This is a genomic window from Pseudomonas sp. P4795 (genome assembly GCF_048822895.1).
Classification (GTDB): Bacteria; Pseudomonadota; Gammaproteobacteria; order Pseudomonadales; family Pseudomonadaceae; genus Aquipseudomonas.
The window spans coordinates 102,765-120,402 of the sequence record NZ_JBMFBT010000001.1; the positions used below are offsets into that span (position 1 = coordinate 102,765).

17 protein-coding genes and 1 pseudogene are annotated in these 17,638 nt (G+C 58.4%); 13 read left to right on the forward strand and 5 right to left on the reverse strand.

The window, feature by feature from the left end; translation table 11 throughout:
• Positions 1-405 precede the first annotated feature (405 nt).
• The 3 genes from ACOI8A_RS00395 to ACOI8A_RS00405 all read left to right on the forward strand — a co-directional run bounded on the left by ACOI8A_RS00395 (position 406) and on the right by ACOI8A_RS00405 (position 2,426).
• Positions 406-969 (forward strand): TetR/AcrR family transcriptional regulator, encoded by a 564-nt coding sequence (locus ACOI8A_RS00395; protein WP_420649054.1) that lies wholly within the window; start codon positions 406-408, stop codon positions 967-969.
• Between the two features lie 54 nt (positions 970-1,023).
• A complete protein-coding gene (locus ACOI8A_RS00400) occupies positions 1,024-1,503 on the forward strand; it encodes a DUF1348 family protein (RefSeq protein WP_420649055.1) in 480 nt (159 codons plus the stop codon).
• Between the two features lie 143 nt (positions 1,504-1,646).
• A complete protein-coding gene (locus ACOI8A_RS00405) occupies positions 1,647-2,426 on the forward strand; it encodes a TSUP family transporter (protein ID WP_420649056.1) in 780 nt (259 codons plus the stop codon).
• Here ACOI8A_RS00405 and nudC read toward each other — a convergent pair.
• Both nudC and ACOI8A_RS00415 read right to left on the reverse strand, forming a co-directional pair.
• Complete coding sequence (gene nudC / locus ACOI8A_RS00410; protein WP_420649057.1) at positions 2,394-3,224, reverse strand: NAD(+) diphosphatase; 831 nt, start codon at positions 3,222-3,224, stop codon at positions 2,394-2,396. The two genes, ACOI8A_RS00405 and nudC, sit on opposite strands and share 33 nt — an antisense overlap.
• Positions 3,225-3,230: 6 nt before the next feature.
• Complete coding sequence (locus ACOI8A_RS00415) at positions 3,231-4,043, reverse strand: crotonase/enoyl-CoA hydratase family protein (RefSeq protein ID WP_420649058.1); 813 nt, start codon at positions 4,041-4,043, stop codon at positions 3,231-3,233.
• A 182-nt stretch (positions 4,044-4,225) separates the two neighbouring features.
• On the opposite strand from ACOI8A_RS00415, the gene ACOI8A_RS00420 reads away from it, so the two are divergent.
• From ACOI8A_RS00420 to pncA, 4 genes and pseudogenes are all read left to right on the forward strand, one after another.
• Positions 4,226-4,447 (forward strand): hypothetical protein, encoded by a 222-nt coding sequence (locus ACOI8A_RS00420; RefSeq protein ID WP_420649059.1) that lies wholly within the window; start codon positions 4,226-4,228, stop codon positions 4,445-4,447.
• A 57-nt stretch (positions 4,448-4,504) separates the two neighbouring features.
• Complete coding sequence (locus ACOI8A_RS00425) at positions 4,505-4,957, forward strand: RNA polymerase sigma factor (protein WP_420649211.1); 453 nt, start codon at positions 4,505-4,507, stop codon at positions 4,955-4,957.
• Positions 4,938-5,258, forward strand: a pseudogene (locus ACOI8A_RS00430) (transcriptional regulator); the annotation flags it as partial. The gene ACOI8A_RS00425 and the pseudogene ACOI8A_RS00430, both read left to right, overlap by 20 nt.
• A gap of 61 nt (positions 5,259-5,319) precedes the next feature.
• Positions 5,320-5,952, forward strand: coding sequence for a bifunctional nicotinamidase/pyrazinamidase (gene pncA, locus ACOI8A_RS00435; protein ID WP_420649060.1), 633 nt, complete (start codon positions 5,320-5,322; stop codon positions 5,950-5,952).
• A 119-nt stretch (positions 5,953-6,071) separates the two neighbouring features.
• Here pncA and ACOI8A_RS00440 read toward each other — a convergent pair whose 3' ends face one another.
• A complete protein-coding gene (locus tag ACOI8A_RS00440; RefSeq protein WP_420649061.1) occupies positions 6,072-7,373 on the reverse strand; it encodes an ATP-binding protein in 1,302 nt (433 codons plus the stop codon).
• Positions 7,374-7,377: 4 nt separating this feature from the next.
• The gene (locus ACOI8A_RS00445) at positions 7,378-8,079 is read right to left on the reverse strand and encodes a response regulator (protein ID WP_420649062.1); all 702 of its coding nucleotides are present in this window, start codon (positions 8,077-8,079) and stop codon (positions 7,378-7,380) included.
• 160 nt (positions 8,080-8,239) lie between these two features.
• On the opposite strand from ACOI8A_RS00445, the gene ACOI8A_RS00450 reads away from it, so the two are divergent.
• From ACOI8A_RS00450 to ACOI8A_RS00475, 6 genes are all read left to right on the forward strand, one after another.
• Positions 8,240-9,397 carry an efflux RND transporter periplasmic adaptor subunit gene (locus ACOI8A_RS00450; protein WP_420649063.1) on the forward strand — a complete coding sequence of 386 codons (1,158 nt, stop codon included), beginning with the start codon at positions 8,240-8,242 and terminating at the stop codon, positions 9,395-9,397.
• Positions 9,398-9,412: 15 nt separating this feature from the next.
• The gene (locus tag ACOI8A_RS00455) at positions 9,413-12,523 is read left to right on the forward strand and encodes a multidrug efflux RND transporter permease subunit (protein WP_420649064.1); all 3,111 of its coding nucleotides are present in this window, start codon (positions 9,413-9,415) and stop codon (positions 12,521-12,523) included.
• 102 nt (positions 12,524-12,625) lie between these two features.
• Positions 12,626-13,069, forward strand: coding sequence for a hypothetical protein (locus ACOI8A_RS00460; RefSeq protein WP_420649065.1), 444 nt, complete (start codon positions 12,626-12,628; stop codon positions 13,067-13,069).
• Positions 13,066-13,533 (forward strand): hypothetical protein, encoded by a 468-nt coding sequence (locus tag ACOI8A_RS00465; RefSeq protein ID WP_420649066.1) that lies wholly within the window; start codon positions 13,066-13,068, stop codon positions 13,531-13,533. The genes ACOI8A_RS00460 and ACOI8A_RS00465 overlap by 4 nt, the downstream gene beginning before the upstream one ends.
• A gap of 152 nt (positions 13,534-13,685) precedes the next feature.
• Positions 13,686-14,327 carry a DUF1345 domain-containing protein gene (locus ACOI8A_RS00470; protein ID WP_420649067.1) on the forward strand — a complete coding sequence of 214 codons (642 nt, stop codon included), beginning with the start codon at positions 13,686-13,688 and terminating at the stop codon, positions 14,325-14,327.
• Between the two features lie 165 nt (positions 14,328-14,492).
• Entirely contained in the window at positions 14,493-14,939 is a 447-nt protein-coding gene (locus ACOI8A_RS00475) for a hypothetical protein (RefSeq protein ID WP_420649068.1), read from the forward strand.
• A gap of 57 nt (positions 14,940-14,996) precedes the next feature.
• Here the strand turns inward: ACOI8A_RS00475 and ACOI8A_RS00480 are convergent, their stop codons facing one another.
• The gene (locus ACOI8A_RS00480) at positions 14,997-17,444 is read right to left on the reverse strand and encodes an autotransporter outer membrane beta-barrel domain-containing protein (protein ID WP_420649069.1); all 2,448 of its coding nucleotides are present in this window, start codon (positions 17,442-17,444) and stop codon (positions 14,997-14,999) included.
• Positions 17,445-17,638 lie beyond the last annotated feature (194 nt).

Consider the following 17,638-nt stretch of genomic DNA (forward strand, 5'->3'; position numbering starts at 1 on the left):
GCCCCACTCAACACAATGAGCGTTAGCTCGAGTACCGCTCTTGATCGCGAGCGCCCGTCGGCAGGCTGAGTGGAGGGATTGATCCGGGGGTGGGAGCGCAGCGACCGTTCGACGAAGTCGAACACATCGAGAGGAGGTGCAGCGCAGCAAACCGGAGGCGATGCCCCCGGATCGATCCCGGAGCGAAGGAACCCGAGCCACAGCGAGGGCCGAACGTCAGGGCAAAGCCTTTTTGGTTACTTTTTCGGCGTCTGGAAAAAGTGACCCGCCGTAAGGGCGGAACCCTAAGCAGCCATAACCACAGCAACGGCTATGCACCCAGCCAGAAACAACCCCAAAGCCTGAAAAAAGCCATTTCAGAATCAGCGCTTGACCAAGGAGAACGCACGTTCTACTGTTTGCCGCATGAACGATATTACTGAAAACGCAACCCGCGACATCATCCTCGATGTCACCGAAAAGTTGATCTATAAAAGTGGCATCGCCGCCACTGGCATGGATCTACTGGTGAAAACCGCCGGTGTCTCGAGAAAAAGCATCTACCGCTACTTCGCCAACAAGGAAGCGCTGACCGTCGCCGCCCTGCAACGCCGCGACGTGCGCTGGATGCATTGGTACAGAAGCGCTGTCGATCAGGCCGAAACCCCGGCCGATCGCCTGCTCAACCTGTTTACCGTGCTCAAGGCCTGGTTCGCCTCGGAAGGCTTCCGTGGCTGCGCGTTCATCAACACCAGCGGCGAGACCGGTGACCCGCAGGATCCGGTGCGTCAGGTCGCCAAAGAGCACAAACAGAAGCTGCTCGACTACGTGTGCGAGTTGTGTACCGAACATGGCGCCGAGGACCCGCAGTTGCTGGCCAAGCAACTGCTGATCCTGATTGACGGCGCCATTACCGTAGCGCTTGTGATGGGTGATCACAGCGCCGCCGATAATGCGCAATGCATGGCGCGAAAGTTATTGGACCTGTAATGCCTTAATAAGCCTGACAAGTTGTTCAACAGTTCACTGACCGGGAGATTGAATATGTCTACTGCAGCCGAAGCCCGTCCGCCATTGCCGCCGTTCAACCGAGAATCGGCGATTGAAAAAGTTCGTCTGGCCGAGGATGGCTGGAACTCGCGCGACCCTGAGCGTGTGTCGCTGGCCTACACCCTCGACACCAAATGGCGTAACCGCGCCGAGTTCGCCAATAACCGCGAAGAAGCCAAGGCATTCCTGACGCGCAAATGGGCGAAAGAGCTGGATTACCGTCTGATCAAGGAACTCTGGGCCTACTCCGACACGCGCATCGCCGTGCGATACGCCTACGAATGGCACGACGACTCGGGCAACTGGTTTCGCTCCTACGGCAACGAAAACTGGGAATTTGATAAGCAAGGCCTGATGTTCCAGCGCTATGCCTGCATCAACGACATGCCGATCAAGGAAAGCGAACGCAAGTTCCACTGGCCACTGGGCCGACGCCCGGATGATCACCCGGGCCTTTCCGACCTCGGTCTTTAAGCACACCACCACTCCCACAGGGGAATGCATTTCAACATGTGGGAGCTGGCTTGCCAGCGATGAGGCCATTTGGGTCGCCGCCGCTTCTGGAAATGCGTAACATGCCCGCACTCCCCCGCCGCCCTGCCGAATAAGCCGATTCCATGCCTTTCGAACTCAGCGTTGACCTCACTACCCTGGCCATTCTGGCCGTTGTTGCTTTCGTTGCCGGTTTCATCGATGCCATCGCTGGCGGCGGCGGGTTGTTGACCACGCCTGCATTGCTGACTGCCGGCCTGCCGCCGCATCTGGTTCTGGGCACCAACAAGTTGAGTTCGACCTTCGGTTCGGCCACCGCCAGTTTCACCTTCTACCGGCGCAAGTTGTTCCATCCCCGGCAATGGGTGCACGCGATTGTCGGCACCCTGGTCGGCGCGTTGACCGGCGCTATCGTCGCGCATTACCTGCCGGCGGAATGGCTGAACAAGATGCTGCCGGTAATCGTCTTCGCCTGCGGCCTTTATCTGCTGTTCGGCGGCACACCTAAAGCGCCGTTGGACAGCAACGCGCCGATCAAGAAGAAATGGCAATCGACCCAAGGCTTCAGCCTGGGTTTCTACGACGGCGTGGCCGGTCCCGGCACTGGCGCGTTCTGGACCGTCAGCAGTCTGCTGCTGTACCCGATCGACCTGGTGAAGGCCAGCGGCGTGGCGCGCAGCATGAACTTCGTCAGCAACATCGCAGCGCTGTCGGTGTTCATCTTTTCCGGGCAAGTGGACTGGATCATCGGCCTGAGCATGGGCCTGTCGGTGATGGTCGGCGCGTTCTTCGGGGCGCGCACCGCGATCAGCGGCGGCGCCAAGTTCATTCGGCCGGTGTTCATTACCGTGGTCTTGGGTCTGACCGTGCGTCTAGCCTGGCAACACTGGTTCAGCGTGGCCTAAACGCCGCGCCACATAGACGTCGATCAGGTAACGGGCAATCGACTTTGACGCCGGCAACGGCGGCAGCTCATGCACGTTGAACCACTGGGCGTCTTCGATCTCGTCTTCCTGACAGACAATCTCGCCCCCCGCGTATTCGGCATGAAAACCCAGCATCATCGAATGCGGGAACGGCCAGCACTGGCTGCCCAGATACTGAATGTTCTTCACCTCGATCTGCACTTCTTCACGCACCTCGCGAATCAGACAATCTTCCGCCGACTCACCCGGTTCGGCGAACCCGGCGAGCGTGCTGTAGACACCCGTCACGAAACGCGGTGAGCGCGCCAGCAAGACTTCATCACCACGCGTCACCAGCACAATCATGCTCGGCGAAATTCTTGGATAACTGCGCAGGTCGCATGGCTGGCAATACATCGCCCGCTCGCGCGGCACTTGCGTCATCGCCTGCCCGCAATTGCCGCAGAAGCGGTGTTCACGCGCCCAGGTGCCGATTTGCGCGGCATAACCCAGCACTTTGTAAATCGTGTGATCACCTTCGAGCATGAATGCGCGCAGGCCTTTCCAGCTACAACCCGGCACCTCGCTGCTACTGCGCAACTCCAGCAGATACACCGGCTCGCCATCGAGATGGCCAATGCCGTGTTCGGCCAGAACCGACAAGTCCTGCCGCTTGAGCCATTCGCGCGGGAACAGCACGCCGTTGTCATCGAACAGAAAGCCTTCGGGGCTGCGCGCCACGGCCCAGCCGCCGGGTTGATCGGTGTCCAGTACTGCGGTGATCCAGCGAGATGTCATGGTTTCTCAGTCCAGAAATTCGGGTTTCTGTTTGCTCATATGGGCGGCCATGGCCACGCGCAAGTCGGTGGATTGCAACATGGCGGCGTTCCAGGTGGCAACGTACTCAAGACCATCATCAATACGATGGTCGCGCATGTAGCTGATCATTTCCTTGGTGCCAGTCACCGCGATGGGCGACTTGCTGGCGATCTCGCGGGCAATGTCCATCACGCCTTCGATCAGGCTGTCCTTGTCGCTGTAAACGCGATTGACCAGCCCGATCGTGCGCGCCTCGTCAGCGCCAAAGGTGCGACCGGTGTAAGCCAGTTCACGCAGCATGCCGTCACCGATGATCCGTGGCAACCGTTGCAAAGTGCCAACATCGGCGGCCATGCCGATATCGATTTCCTTGATCGAGAACTGCGCATCTTCGGCTGCGTAGCGCATGTCACACGCGGCGATCAGGTCGATGGCGCCGCCCAGGCAATAGCCCTGAATCGCGGCGAGCACTGGTTTTCGGCAGTTATCCACGGCATTGAACGAGGCTTGCAGCGTGAGGATTTTGCGTCGCAGCAGGCGCGCGTTGCGACCGACGTCCTTGCCTAGTTCATTGGCCACGCCGGCCAGCATCATCAGGTCGATGCCCGAAGAAAAATGTTTGCCGGCACCGCTCAATACCACCACGCGGACTTCGTCGGTGTCATCGATCCACTGAAACACCTCGACGATCTCGCTCCAGAACGCAGCATTCATCGAGTTGATCTTTTCCGGCCGGTTGATCTGCACATGGGCGATTTTGTCAGCCAGTTCGACGCTGAAGGCGGAGTATTGAGTCATGGCAGAAATCCTTTACCGGCAGAAATGAGGCCAGAACTATAACAAGGCAGCAAGACGATAGTTCGGCCAAAAACAGGACTGGGCGCAAGGTTGGATTGTCCTGCCCACACCTGACAAATAAATGAATTAAATTTCAACCTGTGATGTTCAAAGTAAAGGTAACCCACCGTGGAGCCTTGCCCATGAACTTCCGTTCCGTTATGTTCGCCGCCCCGTGGCTGCTGGCCGCAGCTTTATCGAGCAGTCTGGCGTTTGCCAGCGACGAAGAAGCGCCAGTCAAGAAGCCTGAATGCTCGAAAGGTCAGGTATGGGACAGCAAGACGCAGAAATGTGTATTGCAAACCAGCAACCTGCTGCCGGACGTGATGGTTGCGCCCGGGAAACTTGAAAAGATCGACAGTTAATTAGCGGAGTTCATCATCTTCAGCGATCAGGCATTTCGAGCCGAACTCGGGCAGCACCTGGCGCGTTTGTGGCGCTACGGTTTGCTGCTGTCGCGCAATCGGCATGTGGCCGAGGATCTGGTTCAGGCCACATGCCTGCGCGCTTTGGAGCAAGCTGACCGCTATGTCGCCCGTACGCGTATGGATCGCTGGTTATTGAGCCTCCTGCACTCGATATGGCTTAACGAAGTGCGCGAGCGCCGTGTGCGCGGCGCGGATACCGAAGGTTGGCTCAGTGAGTACGCTACGCAAATCGATGGTATGGCGGCGCAGGTGATCCGCCAGGTCGATGCGTTGCCAGAATCCCAGCGCGAGACTGTGTATCTGAGTTACGTCGAAGGCTTCTCGTATGAGGAAGTCGCCGACATCCTGCAAGTGCCTGTCGCTAGCGTAATGAGCCGCCTGGTCGCCGCACGTCTGAAACTCGCCGAATATCCACCGGAGGTCGTCGATGAACACCCTGTCGGATGAGCAACTGGTGACGTACCTGGACGCTGAAATTGACGCTGAGCTGCGTAACCGGATTGACGCGGCCATTGCTGACGATCCGCTGCTCAGCCTGCGCGTGCAATGGCTGGATCGCAGCAGTTTGCCGTTCAAGCACGCCTACGATGATTTGGCCAGGCAGGCGCCGCTTGATCGTCTGCAAGCGCGGCTTGATGCGGCGCCCTGCCCCAAGCCTCCGAGCACCCTGCGACGCTGGTTGATCGCTGCGGCCGCCGTCGGCCTGGTGCTGCTCGGTGCGGCCGCTGATCACTTGTTTGTTCGCTGGCTTGCTTGATCTCGAAAACGCTCACTATGCTAGGTCGGTGATTATCCAAGGAGGACGATTCATGCCAATTTCGCCACGCGCTGCATTGCTGGTCATCGATGTGCAAAACGACTTCACTCCGGGCGGCCAATTGGCAGTGCCCGAAGGTGACCTGATTGTCCCGCTGATCAACCGCCTCGCCGCGCAGTTCAAACAAGTGATCATTGCCCAGGACTGGCACCCGACCGGCCATGCTTCATTCGCATCCAGCCATCCCGGACGCCAGCCATATGACGTGATTCAGCTGCCTTACGGCGAGCAAACGCTGTGGCCGGAGCATTGCGTGCAAGGTACACGCGGTGCCGAATTTCATTCCGGGCTGGACTTGCCGCAGGCGCAGTTGATCATTCGCAAGGGCTGCAATCCTGACATCGACAGCTATTCGGCGTTTCTCGAAGCGGACCGGGTGACCACCACAGGGCTTGCCGGCTACTTGAAAGAGCGCGGCATCGACACGGTGTACATGGTCGGACTGGCGCTGGATTTCTGCGTGATGTTTTCTGCGCTGGATGCGCGGTCGGCGGGGTTCAATGCGTTGGTCGTACTCGACGCCTGTCGGGCGATTGATATGAATGGTTCGCTGGAACAGGCCATCGAGCGCATGCAGATATCCGGGGTCGGATTGATCCAGTCCACCGACATCCCCCACAACTGACGCACGCGCCCCCTGTAGGAGCTGTCGAGTGCAACGAGGCTGCGATCTTTTGATCTTGTCTTCGCAAAAGCAACGTCAAAAGATCGCAGCCTTCGGCAGCTCCTACAGGTGGTCCGGTGTCAACACGGGGTCGGCAACCAAAGCCTGAACCGCGCCCCACCCAACGGTGAATTCTCCACCGTCAACGTCCCGCCCTGTGCTTCCAGCGCTCGCCGGCTGATCGCCAGCCCCAGACCAAACCCGCCCGTGGCCCGATCCCGGCTGCGGTCCAGTCGATAGAACGGCTCGAAGATCCGCTCGCGTTCATCATCCGGAATGCCGATGCCGTCATCATCGACCCAGATTTCACAACCTTTCGGACACACCTGCACACCCACCTGAATACGCTTTTCGCAGTAGCGCATGGCATTGCGCAGCAGGTTTTGCAGGGCGCGTGCGGTCAGGCGTGGATCGAGCGAGAAGCGTTCCAGCTGCCCATGCAACAACACGTCGATAACGATTTCGGCAGATTCTTGTTCATCGTCGACACTGCCGAGAATGCTGTCGATAAACTCGTCGAGCGACACTTCAACCTGTTCCGGCAGCTGTGCCGGATTCTGCAAGCGGCTGTAGGACAGCAGTTCCAGCACCAATTCATCCAGTTCGCGAATGTGCGCGACCAGACCTTGCAGACGTTCGCGACTGGCAGTCGGCAAGTCATCCGACAGCGCCAGTGCCAGACCGAAATCCAGACGCGTCAACGGTGTCCGTAGCTCATGCGACACGGCGTTAAGCAAGTCGCGTTGTTGGTTGAGCAGGTTTTCGATATCCCCCGCCATGGTATCGAACACGTTGGCCAGGCTGCCGATGTTCGAACTCGACCTGATCTGCGTGCGCTCGCTCAAATGGCCCTTGCCGAAACGCTCGGCGGTGCCTTTGAGGCGCTCCAGATCGCGCCAGTGCGGGCGCAACCACAGCAACAGGCACGCGAGCATGGTCGCGCCAATCAGCACGTTGATGCTCCAGTACAGCAAATTCACGTCCATCGGATCCGGCGGCACGACCATTTGCACCACAGTTTGGTCGTTCAGCGGCGTGACCGCGAGCGTGCGCCAGCCCCAGTCGCCAATGCGTACCACGTTTTCGCCGAGGCGCAGGCGCTCGAGCTCCGGCGTGGTAAAGCCGGCTTCATCGATGCGTGCGAGGACGATGTGCAGCGGCTGGAAATCCTTGTCCATCGACGCCGCCAGCGCCGGCCACTGATCCTGCGGCACGGCGTGAAACTGCTTGGTGATCAGCGATTGCAGGCCACGGGAATAATCGAGGTTGTAGGTGACGAAGCGATCGCGGAACGCCATGACCACCAGATCCGGCACCAGATAGATCGCCGCGCTGTAGGAGACGATCGTCACCAGGTACAGGCGAAACAGGATTCTGAACATCGACTCAGCATTCCCACTCGGAACGGCTGAACAGATAACCCTTGCCCCACACGGTCTTGATCTTGCGCGCCTCACCCGCGTGGTCGTCGAACTTGCGGCGCAGCTTGGAAATCGCCACATCCACCGAACGGTCGGTGCCGTTGAACTCGATGCCGCGCAGGCGTTGCAGGATCTGGTCGCGACTCAGCACTTCGCCGGCGTGGCGGGCCAGCACCACCAACAAGTTGTATTCGCCGCTGGACAGCTCCACCGGTTGGTCGCGCCAGGACACCGTGCGCTCGGACAGATCGATACACAGGTTGCCCATGACAATGCGGTCGTTGACGGTCATCGGCTCGCCAAGACTGCTGCGGCGCAATAGAGTGCGCACGCGCGCCAGCAACACGCGCGGTTCGCAAGGCTTGGTGACGTAATCGTCGGCGCCCATTTCCAGGCCCAGCACCTGATCGTGGCTGTCGTCGCGGGCGGTGAGCATCAGGATCGGCAGCGTCGCCGAATCGGCGCGTAACAAGCGACACACCTGCAAGCCATCGAGGCCCGGCAGCATCAGGTCGAGGATCACCAGATCCGGCGGATTGAGCCGCGCCCGCTCGCGCACATGATCGCCACGGCCGATCACGCTGACGGAATAACCGTTGCGTTCCAGATAGCTGGAAATCAGTTCGGCGAGGGCGGTGTCGTCTTCGACCAGCAGGATGTTCGGCATGGGGCTTAACAGTCACAAAAGAATTCAAGGCCTGAAGGATATACGCGCTCGCTCGTAACTGAGTAAAACCCTTACACAATTTCACACAGCAGCTACAAAGCTTCACCGCTACCCTCGGCGACTGTCCGTAGGATGCGGCCATCAATATTGGGGGTTGTACATGTCGAAGAATTTGCTGGCCGGGCTCGGCCTGATCGCATTGGCGCTGACGCTGAGTGCCTGTGATAAAGCCTCGAACGCCGAAGAACAGGCGCCACCGGCCACCGTACGCATCGAAACCCTCGAAGCCCGCCCCCTGTCGATCAGCAGCGAGCTGAGCGGGCGCATCGCTGCGCCGCGTATCGCCGAAGTCCGCGCCCGGGTTGCCGGTGTGGTGCTGCAACGCACTTACCGCGAAGGCAGCGACGTGAAGAAGGGCGACGTACTGTTCCGCATCGATCCGGCGCCGTTCAAGGCTGACCTCGACAGCGCCGAAGCCGCGCTGCGCAAGGCCGAGGCCAATGCGTTTCAGGCGAAATTGCAGGAACAGCGTTACGCCCAGTTGATCGGTGATCAGGCCATCAGCGCTCAGGATTACGACAATGCCCGCGCAGCTGCACGCCAGACTGCTGCCGACGTCGCTGCCAACAAGGCTGCGGTCGAACGAGCGAAACTCAATCTGGGTTACGCCACCGTCACTGCACCGATTTCCGGGCGCATCGGCCGCGCATTGGTCACCGAAGGCGCATTGGTCGGGCAGAACGAAACCACGCCGCTGGCACTGATTCAGCAGTTGAACCCGATCCACGCTGACCTGACCCAATCGACCCGTGAACTCAACGAACTGCGCCGGGCATTCCGCTCCGGCCAGTTGCAGCAGGTCGGGCACGATCAGGCCAAAGCCACGCTTATTCAGGACGACGGCAGTTTGTACCCGCTGCCAGGCAAACTGCTGTTCACTGACATCACGGTTGATCCGGGCACTGGCCAGATCATCCTGCGCAGCGAGTTTCCCAACCCGGATCTCGATCTGCTACCCGGCAGTTTCATTCGTGTACGCGTCGAACAAGCGGTTATCCAGCACGGCCTCACCGTGCCGCAGCGCGCCGTGCAGCGTGACAGTGCCGGCATCGCCCAGGTACTGACGATTGACGAGCAAATGCGCGTCGCCGTGCAACCGGTGCAACTCGGCGCGGTGCAAAACGACCGCTGGATCGTTACCGGCGGCTTGAAGGCCGGCGACCGTATTGTCATCGAAGGCCTGCAACACGCGCGCGCCGGCGAAATCGTGCAGATCGACGACACCCCTCTTCCACTTGCCCAGACCTCTGGTCAGTAAGCAGGACGCTTTTATATGCCGCAGTTCTTTATCGACCGCCCGGTGTTCGCCTGGGTAGTTGCGCTGTTCATCCTGTTGGCCGGTGCGCTGGCCATTCCGCAGTTGCCGGTGGCGCAGTACCCCGACGTCGCGCCGCCGCAGATCGAAATCTACGCCGTGTATCCGGGCGCCTCGGCGCAGACCGTCGATGAAAGCGTGGTCAGCGTGATCGAGGAGGAGCTCAACGGCGCCGATCATCTGCTGTATTTCGAATCGCAAAGCAGCCTTGGCAGCGCCACCATCAAGGCGACCTTCCAGCCGGGCACCAATCCGGAAATGGCGCAGGTCGATGTGCAGAACCGCCTCAAGGTAGTCGAGTCGCGTCTGCCGCAAGCGGTCAATCAGCAAGGCTTGCAGGTAGAGAAAGTCTCCGCCGGGTTCCTGCTGCTGATCAGCCTGACTTCCAGCGACGGCAAACTCGACGACGTAGCGCTCAGCGATTACCTCGCGCGCAACGTGATGAACGAGATCAAACGTCTGGACGGCGTCGGCAAGGCCCAGTTGTACGGCGCCGAGCGCGCGATGCGCATCTGGATCGACCCGCAGAAACTGATCGGTTTCAACCTGACCCCGGCTGACGTGAACGCCGCGATTGTGGCGCAGAACGCTCAGGTTTCGGCCGGCAGCATCGGCGACTTGCCGAACCCGAACACTCAGGAAATCACCGCGACGATTCTGGTCAAAGGCCAGCTGTCGACGCCGGATGAGTTCGCCGACATCGTGCTCAAAGCCAATCCCGACGGTTCCACCGTGCGCATCAAGGATGTGGCGCGGGTCGAGATCGGCAGTCAGGAATATCAGTTCGGCACTCGCCTGAACGGCAAGCCGTCCACCGCCGTCGGCGTGCAACTGTCGCCGGGGGCCAACGCGCTGAGCACTGCGACACTGGTGCGGGCAAAGATGGATGAGCTGGCGCGCTACTTCCCTGCGGGCGTGGAATACAAGATTCCCTACGACACCTCGCCATTCGTCAAAGTCTCGATCACCAAAGTGGTCTACACCCTCGGCGAAGCGATGCTGCTGGTGTTTGCGGTGATGTTCCTGTTCTTGCAGAACATCCGTTACACGCTGATTCCGACGCTGGTGGTGCCAGTTGCGCTGATGGGCACCTTTGCGACGATGCTGGCGCTGGGGTTCTCGATCAACGTGCTGACCATGTTCGGCATGGTGCTGGCCATCGGCATTCTGGTGGACGACGCGATTGTGGTGGTGGAGAACGTCGAACGGATCATGGCCACCGAAGGCCTGTCACCGAAAGAGGCCACGCGCAAAGCCATGCAACAGATCACCGGGGCGATCATCGGCATCACCCTGGTGCTGGTGGCTGTATTCATTCCGATGGCGTTCATGCAGGGTTCGGTCGGGGTGATTTACCGGCAGTTCTCGCTGTCGATGGCCACCTCGATCCTGTTCTCGGCGTTCCTCGCGCTGACCTTGACCCCGGCTTTGTGCGCAACGTTGCTCAAGCCACTGGCCAAGGGCGAACACCATGAAAAAACCGGCTTCTTCGGCTGGTTCAACCGCCGCTTCGAGCAACTGACTGACCGCTACCAGAGCTGGGTCGGCTATGCGTTGAAACGCACCGGGCGTTACCTGCTGATTTACGGCGTGCTGTTGATTGGCTTGGGCCTGTGCTTCGCGCGCCTGCCCTCCTCGTTCCTGCCGGTCGAGGATCAGGGTTACACCATCACCGATATCCAGTTGCCACCGGGTGCGACCAAGAACCGTACCGTGCAAGTCGCCGAACAACTCGAGGCGCACAATGCCGGCGAGCCGGGCATCAGTGACAGCGTGGTGATTCTCGGTTTCAGCTTCTCCGGCAGCGGCCAGAACGCGGCGCTGGCATTCAGTACGTTAAAGGATTGGTCGCGGCGTGGCAGCGATGATTCGGCGAGTTCGATTGCGGATCGCGCCAACATCGCCCTGAGCCAGATCAAAGACGCCATGGCGTTCTCGGTGCTACCGCCGCCGGTTGACGGCCTCGGCACCTCCAGCGGTTTCGAATTCCGCTTGCAGGATCGCGGCGGCCTCGGCCATGCGACGTTGATGCAGGCGCGCACCGAACTGCTGGCTGCCGCCGAAAAAAGCCCGGTGCTGATGAACGTGCGCGAAAGTGCGCTGGCCGAGGCGCCGCAAGTGCAGCTTGAGGTGGATCGCAAGCAGGCTAATGCCCTAGGCGTCTCGTTTGCTGACGTCGGTAACGTGCTGTCCACCGCAGTCGGTTCATCGTACGTCAACGACTTCCCCAATCAGGGGCGTATGCAACGCGTTGTGGTGCAAGCCGAAGGCGACCACCGCAGTCAGGTCGATGACTTGCTGAAAATGCATGTGCGCAACGATGCTGGAAAAATGGTGCCGCTGTCGGCATTCGTCAGGGCTACCTGGACCCAAGGCCCGGCACAGTTGACCCGCTACAACGGCTACCCGGCGATCTCGATTTCCGGTGAGCCGAAACCCGGTCACAGCACCGGCGAAGCCATGGCGGAAATCGAACGACTCGTCGCGCAAGGCCCGAAAGGCCTGGGTCAGGAATGGACCGGATTGTCGTTGCAGGAACGCTTGTCCGGCAGCCAGGCGCCGATCTTGCTCGGTCTGTCGCTGCTGATCGTGTTCCTGTGTCTGGCGGCGTTGTACGAAAGCTGGTCGATTCCGACGTCGGTATTGCTGGTGGTGCCGCTGGGCGTGCTCGGTGCTGTGCTGGCGGTGTCGTTGCGCGGGATGCCCAACGATGTGTTCTTCAAAGTTGGCTTGATTACGATCATCGGTCTGTCGGCGAAGAACGCGATTCTGATCATCGAGTTCGCCAAGAGTCTGTATGACGAAGGTCACGACCTGATTGATGCCACGCTGCAAGCAGCACGCCTGCGTTTGCGCCCGATTGTCATGACCTCCCTGGCCTTCATTCTCGGCGTGGTGCCGCTGGCGATTGCCACGGGTGCGAGCTCGGCGAGCCAGCAAGCGATTGGTACCGGGGTGATTGGCGGGATGATCACGGCGACGCTGGCGGTGATTTTCGTGCCGGTGTTCTTTGTTGTAGTCATGAAGCTGGTGCGCAAATATTCTGGCAAGAATGGACATTCGTCATAAAAAAATTGGTGGTTATACCTGTCAACTTTGGCAGGTTCGCTGATCGCCTTTAGCCTTTAGGCTGGCTCCTGTCACATCAGACTAATTAAGCAGGAGCTACTCATGACAAATGTAAGGGGCAATGCAAGTGGCTTTTTGAAAGCCACGACAACCGATCCCGAACTTCAGAATTTTGACGCAGAAGAAATGTTTTATTCCGTGGTTGGGGGGCGCTCCTTGCAGGGGTGGGCCTCTTTGTCGGCTTGGCCGAACGAGCGAAGAAACATCGCCTTCAACTTCGTTGACGGCGGTGACATTTCCAACCAGACCTTCGATTTCGCCACCAGTCCCGACGTTTCAGCCACCTGGTGGAAAAGTACATCCGGCAGTAGCGAGTCTCCCTATTACGCGAATAGCGGTACAGTTACTGTCAGTGTCAACGCTGCCACAGATACAGCCACGGCAAAGTTCCACTTCACTGCCGTAGCACCGAATGGCAAAGACCAGGTTACGGTTGCCGGAGAGCTGGATCTCGCGCCGAACGACCAAGGGAGCGTCAACCTATGACTGCCGCACTTACAACATCCGCAGGCACTCTGACTGCTGATGTCGATGGACTGGAACCACCGGTGAAAGATAGCTATTCAGCGGAAACAGTACAGCTCACTGCGCAGTTCGATTCATCCTTCAAGCAACAGGCCTGGACTGCTCGGGGGGAATGGTGGATTGATGGTCGTCCGAGACGGAGTCTGAGCATTGTTTTGAACGTGGCACAAACCGCCAGTTTGAATACCGTCTACGACTTCGGGGCCGACTCCCATCTGGTCAGTGCAGTATTCGTGGAAAGACTTGCAGTTGGCGTGGATCCGTTTTATCGGGCGATTCAAGGCACCGTTACCTTTCTCGGTTTTCCGGCTACCGGTTCGGACAAGGGGCAAATAGAGGCCATATTCGGATTCGTTGGCCAGAACGGGGACGCTGTTCCGAAAACCGTGACAGTCTCCAAAGGCAAGCTTCAGATCCAAAACTGACGTAGTCATGAGTCCGCCCTGCTGTAACAAAAAACCTTGAGCTTCCGTCCATGCTGACAGAGCCTCAAGGTTTTTTGTTAAGCAGCCCCAACGCCTGCCAAACTTCACACCCATGCTATGGTTCGCTCGATGCCGTCACCATAGAGCCTTCCATGCGCTTCTTCGCCCTCACCCACCCTCGCCTTTCCGCCGCCGCTCTGCTTGGCCTCGCCGTCGGCCTAGTGACGCCTGCCGAATCCATCATCAGCAAGATCCTCGTCGGCTGGAACGCCGGCGTCTGGACCTACTTGATCCTGATGCTGTGGCTCGCCGCCCGCGCCAAGGCGCCGGACGTCAAACGCATCGCCGAAGTCGAGGACGAAAACGCCGGGCTGGTGTTGTTCGTAGTATGCATTGCAGCGCTCGCCAGTCTGGCTACCATCGCTTTCGAACTGGCCGGAAGCAAGAATCTGGATACCACGCAAAAACTGCTGCACTACGGCTTCACCGCGCTGACGGTGATCGGCTCATGGCTGCTGATCGGGGTGATTTTCTGTGTGCACTACGCGCGGCTTTTTTACACCTGGAACGGCAAGGAGCCAGCGTTGCGTTTCGCCGAAGGACTGACCACGCCCAATTACTGGGACTTCCTGTACTTCTCGTTCACCATCGGCGTGGCGGTGCAGACAGCGGATGTCGGTGTGGCCACGCGGGACATCCGCAAGATCGTTTTGGCGCAGTCGTTGATCGGATTTGTATTCAACACGGCGATTCTGGGATTCTCGATCAACATTGCTGCCGGGTTGTTTGGCTGAACCGGAAATATCGATAGCACAGTCAATTCGCTCACAGATTTCAAGCGCTGTAACCTGTCAAGTCTGACAGTATACAAGCCGCACGAAACACGCTTTTATGATGCATCCAGACTTAGGGTCGAACGGCCTTTGGATACTTCCCTAAAGTGAACGGAGATCCTATTCATGAACGCTGTGACCAGACGCACCAGTTTTGCCCCCGGTAATTTCGTGACGGCCAAGGCTTTCGCCAACACCGGGACGCCCTTCACGGATTTCGTTGCATCCTCCCGGCTGATCGGCACAGTCAAGGTTGGCATTGACAAGATCGACGCAGAACAAATCGTGGCGATCGACCGACCACCTTCGGCAACTAAAGCCAAGACCCATGATGCGCGGGAAATCACGCTCATCGTTCCAAAGTCCTATCCGGTAGGCAAACACATAATCAACAGCAGCTCCGATGTAGCGCTCAGTTTTAAAGATGGCAATGAGATCAGCGAGGCTATTTCAGGTCACATCGAAATCAAGCCTGCAAGCGGGCAGAATGTCGCGGCCAACTTCAACGTTGTGCTCGATAAGGCTGATGGCTCTACGTATCAGCTCGTCGGAGATGTGCAAGTCTTGAAGTGATACCCACAGCATGCAAAAAAAGGGAAGCCAACGCTTCCCTTTTTCATGTCTTGATCCTCAAAACTTGAAATGCGCCCCCATGTTGACGCCGTAGTCCTTGGTCACGCTATCGCCCTTGCGGGTGTCCAGTTCTGCGTGCAACTGCCAGCGGTCATTCAAGGTCCAGGATGCGCCAGCGGCGGCTTCAACACCTGTGCCCGACAGATCATTATTGAATTTGTTGCGGTTGACTCGCACCTCATTGGTTTTCACAAACTCATGCACCGCAGCCAAACGCACATGGGGTTGTAATACGCTGCCATTCGCCAACTTCATGCCACGTCCCAACGTCACGCCCGCCTTGCCAAGCATGGAACGAGTGGTGTCGGCGTCGACACTCAGGCCATTGTCCAGATGGAAATCCTTGCCCTGCACCGAGGCTGCCTGCCATTGGGTGAACGGCTCGGCGTAGTAGCCTTCCCCGAGTTCAAAGCGCTTACCGAACTCCACCGACGCGCTGACACCCAGGTTGTTGTAGTCGCCTTTGGTCTTGGTGTCATCGCTCAGCATCACATCGGCTTTGTTACGAAAATGATTGAGCTTTGCCACCGTATCCAGGTAATAACCGCGATCGCCGAACCAGGTACCGTAGATGCCGAGTGATGTACTGCCGATTTCTCCGGAACTGCCACGGGTCAAATCCAGATCCGACTTGCTGTAACCGGCAAACACGCCGACCAATACCCGCTCGCCTGCAATCTGCACCGGAGTGTCGACACCCAACGACCCACCATACTGTTGCTGGCGGAAACCGTTTCCGTATGCGTTGTTGCTGATGCTGTACTGGCTGCCGAACGAACGGACCCATCCACCCGTTTGCCCGCCATTGACGCGTAAATCACCCATGCGATTATTCAGCAAAACCGTTTCGCCATAGATCACCGTCGGGGACATGCCGGCAATGGCCAGCGCCGCACGGGTCGGCGTACTGATCACGGTTTTGTCCGGTCGCAGAAACCAGTCATCGCCTTCCTTCACCAAACGATAAGTGAACGCGCCGACATCCACACGGTTGTTTACTACACCGTATTGCGCTGCCGAAGCCACGCTCTGCACCACTTTGATGGAGGAGTCGTTGACCGGATCAAGCCCCGAGCTGGTGACTATGAATTCATGAGTTCCGGAGGCGCTACCAGTGACATTCAGCAAATCGCTGATGCCTTGATTGAAGTCGGTGCCGATCCTGAACTGACCGTTGCCCGACAAGTTGGCTACGTTCAGTTGCAAGTACTGCTGGGGCGAGCCCAACTCTACAGCGCCGCCATTACCGAGTGACAGATTATTCACAGACTGACTGCTGGTCATTTGCCAGAGCGCCTGATTATTGATAGCGAAGTTGCCGACGTTGTTTACTTCCCCCCTCAGACTCGCACCGTTATCCAGAGTCAGGTTCGAAACACTTCCCGCAGCCGCATTGAAGTTGCCGATCATGCTGCTCTTGTTATTGAGAGACGCACTGGCGACATTGTCCAGATCGCCGGTCAGCGTCGAACCATTATCCAGCATCACACTGGAAGCCCCCAGCACATTGCCCGCCATGTGTGCCTGGTTGTTCAACACAGCCGTTGTGACGTTTTGCAAGTCGCCAGTCAAAGATGCATTGTTTTGTAGCGTGACGTTAGCGGAGCTGCCAGACACTACCGTGACATTGCCGGTCAAGGCGCTGTTATCTACAAGGAAGCCGGCCGAGGCGCCCTGTCTGACTTCCAACAAGGTGTTGTTGCCAGCCACCAGCGTCGAGCCATTGCGGACCTCAATATCGGCCACGGTCGGAAAGTTCGGTGCGTTGATGCCAACGACCAGGGCCGATCCGGTAACACCTTCGACCCGGGTGCTGTCGAGGATGATTTTGGTGGGAATGACGGCAGCCACCCGGGTGTCGGTACCCACGGTTACCCCGTTGAGACCGCCGGTAATCGTGCTGCCGGTCGCCGCCAGTGAACCTTCCAGCATCCGTATTCCGAAACTGGTATTACCCGTTCCTTCAACGGTGGAATTATTCAGGTTTATTACACTGAACCGATTGCCCGCAATGCCCCCTTGCAAGCCTCGAACAACGGAGCCGTTACGCAAAGTGACGTTGGAGCCACCTACGCTGACGGGATTGCGGACTGCCGAGATTCCGATACCGGCAGCACTGTTAACGGTTGAGTTATCCAGGTTGGCAGTGGCATTGGTGAGAAAAATCCCTGAGCCCGCAGCAGCGCTTACATTTGAGCCAGTCAAATTGATCGCACCACCGCCAGAGCTGGTCATTTCCAGTGTCGTGGCATTCGTAGCGTTCAACGTGGCGTTGGTTTGCAGCTGCCAGGATTGCACGGGGGTCGTGCCGTCAATCGGTAGCGTGGTGCCTGACGGTACGCTGCCCGCATAGACCATCGACGAACTGATCATCACAGGCATCAGGGTCAACAGCCGGAAACTGAATGAAGTCTTGTGGAACGGGGGGTGCGATTTCGGCGACATAAGTGAGTCCTACTCGATTGCATTCCGTAAGGAACGAGTGTCCGGCTCAAACAAGTCGCGAGCCGGAACTGAAAGGCCGCCAGACTACGGATAACTTTCCCAGGGATATGTAGGATTAATCTTCGTCTCCGTACGATTTATCCCCTTGTATCGTAAGATCATCCGTATCTGACTTCGCTTCCTCGGATTAGGGC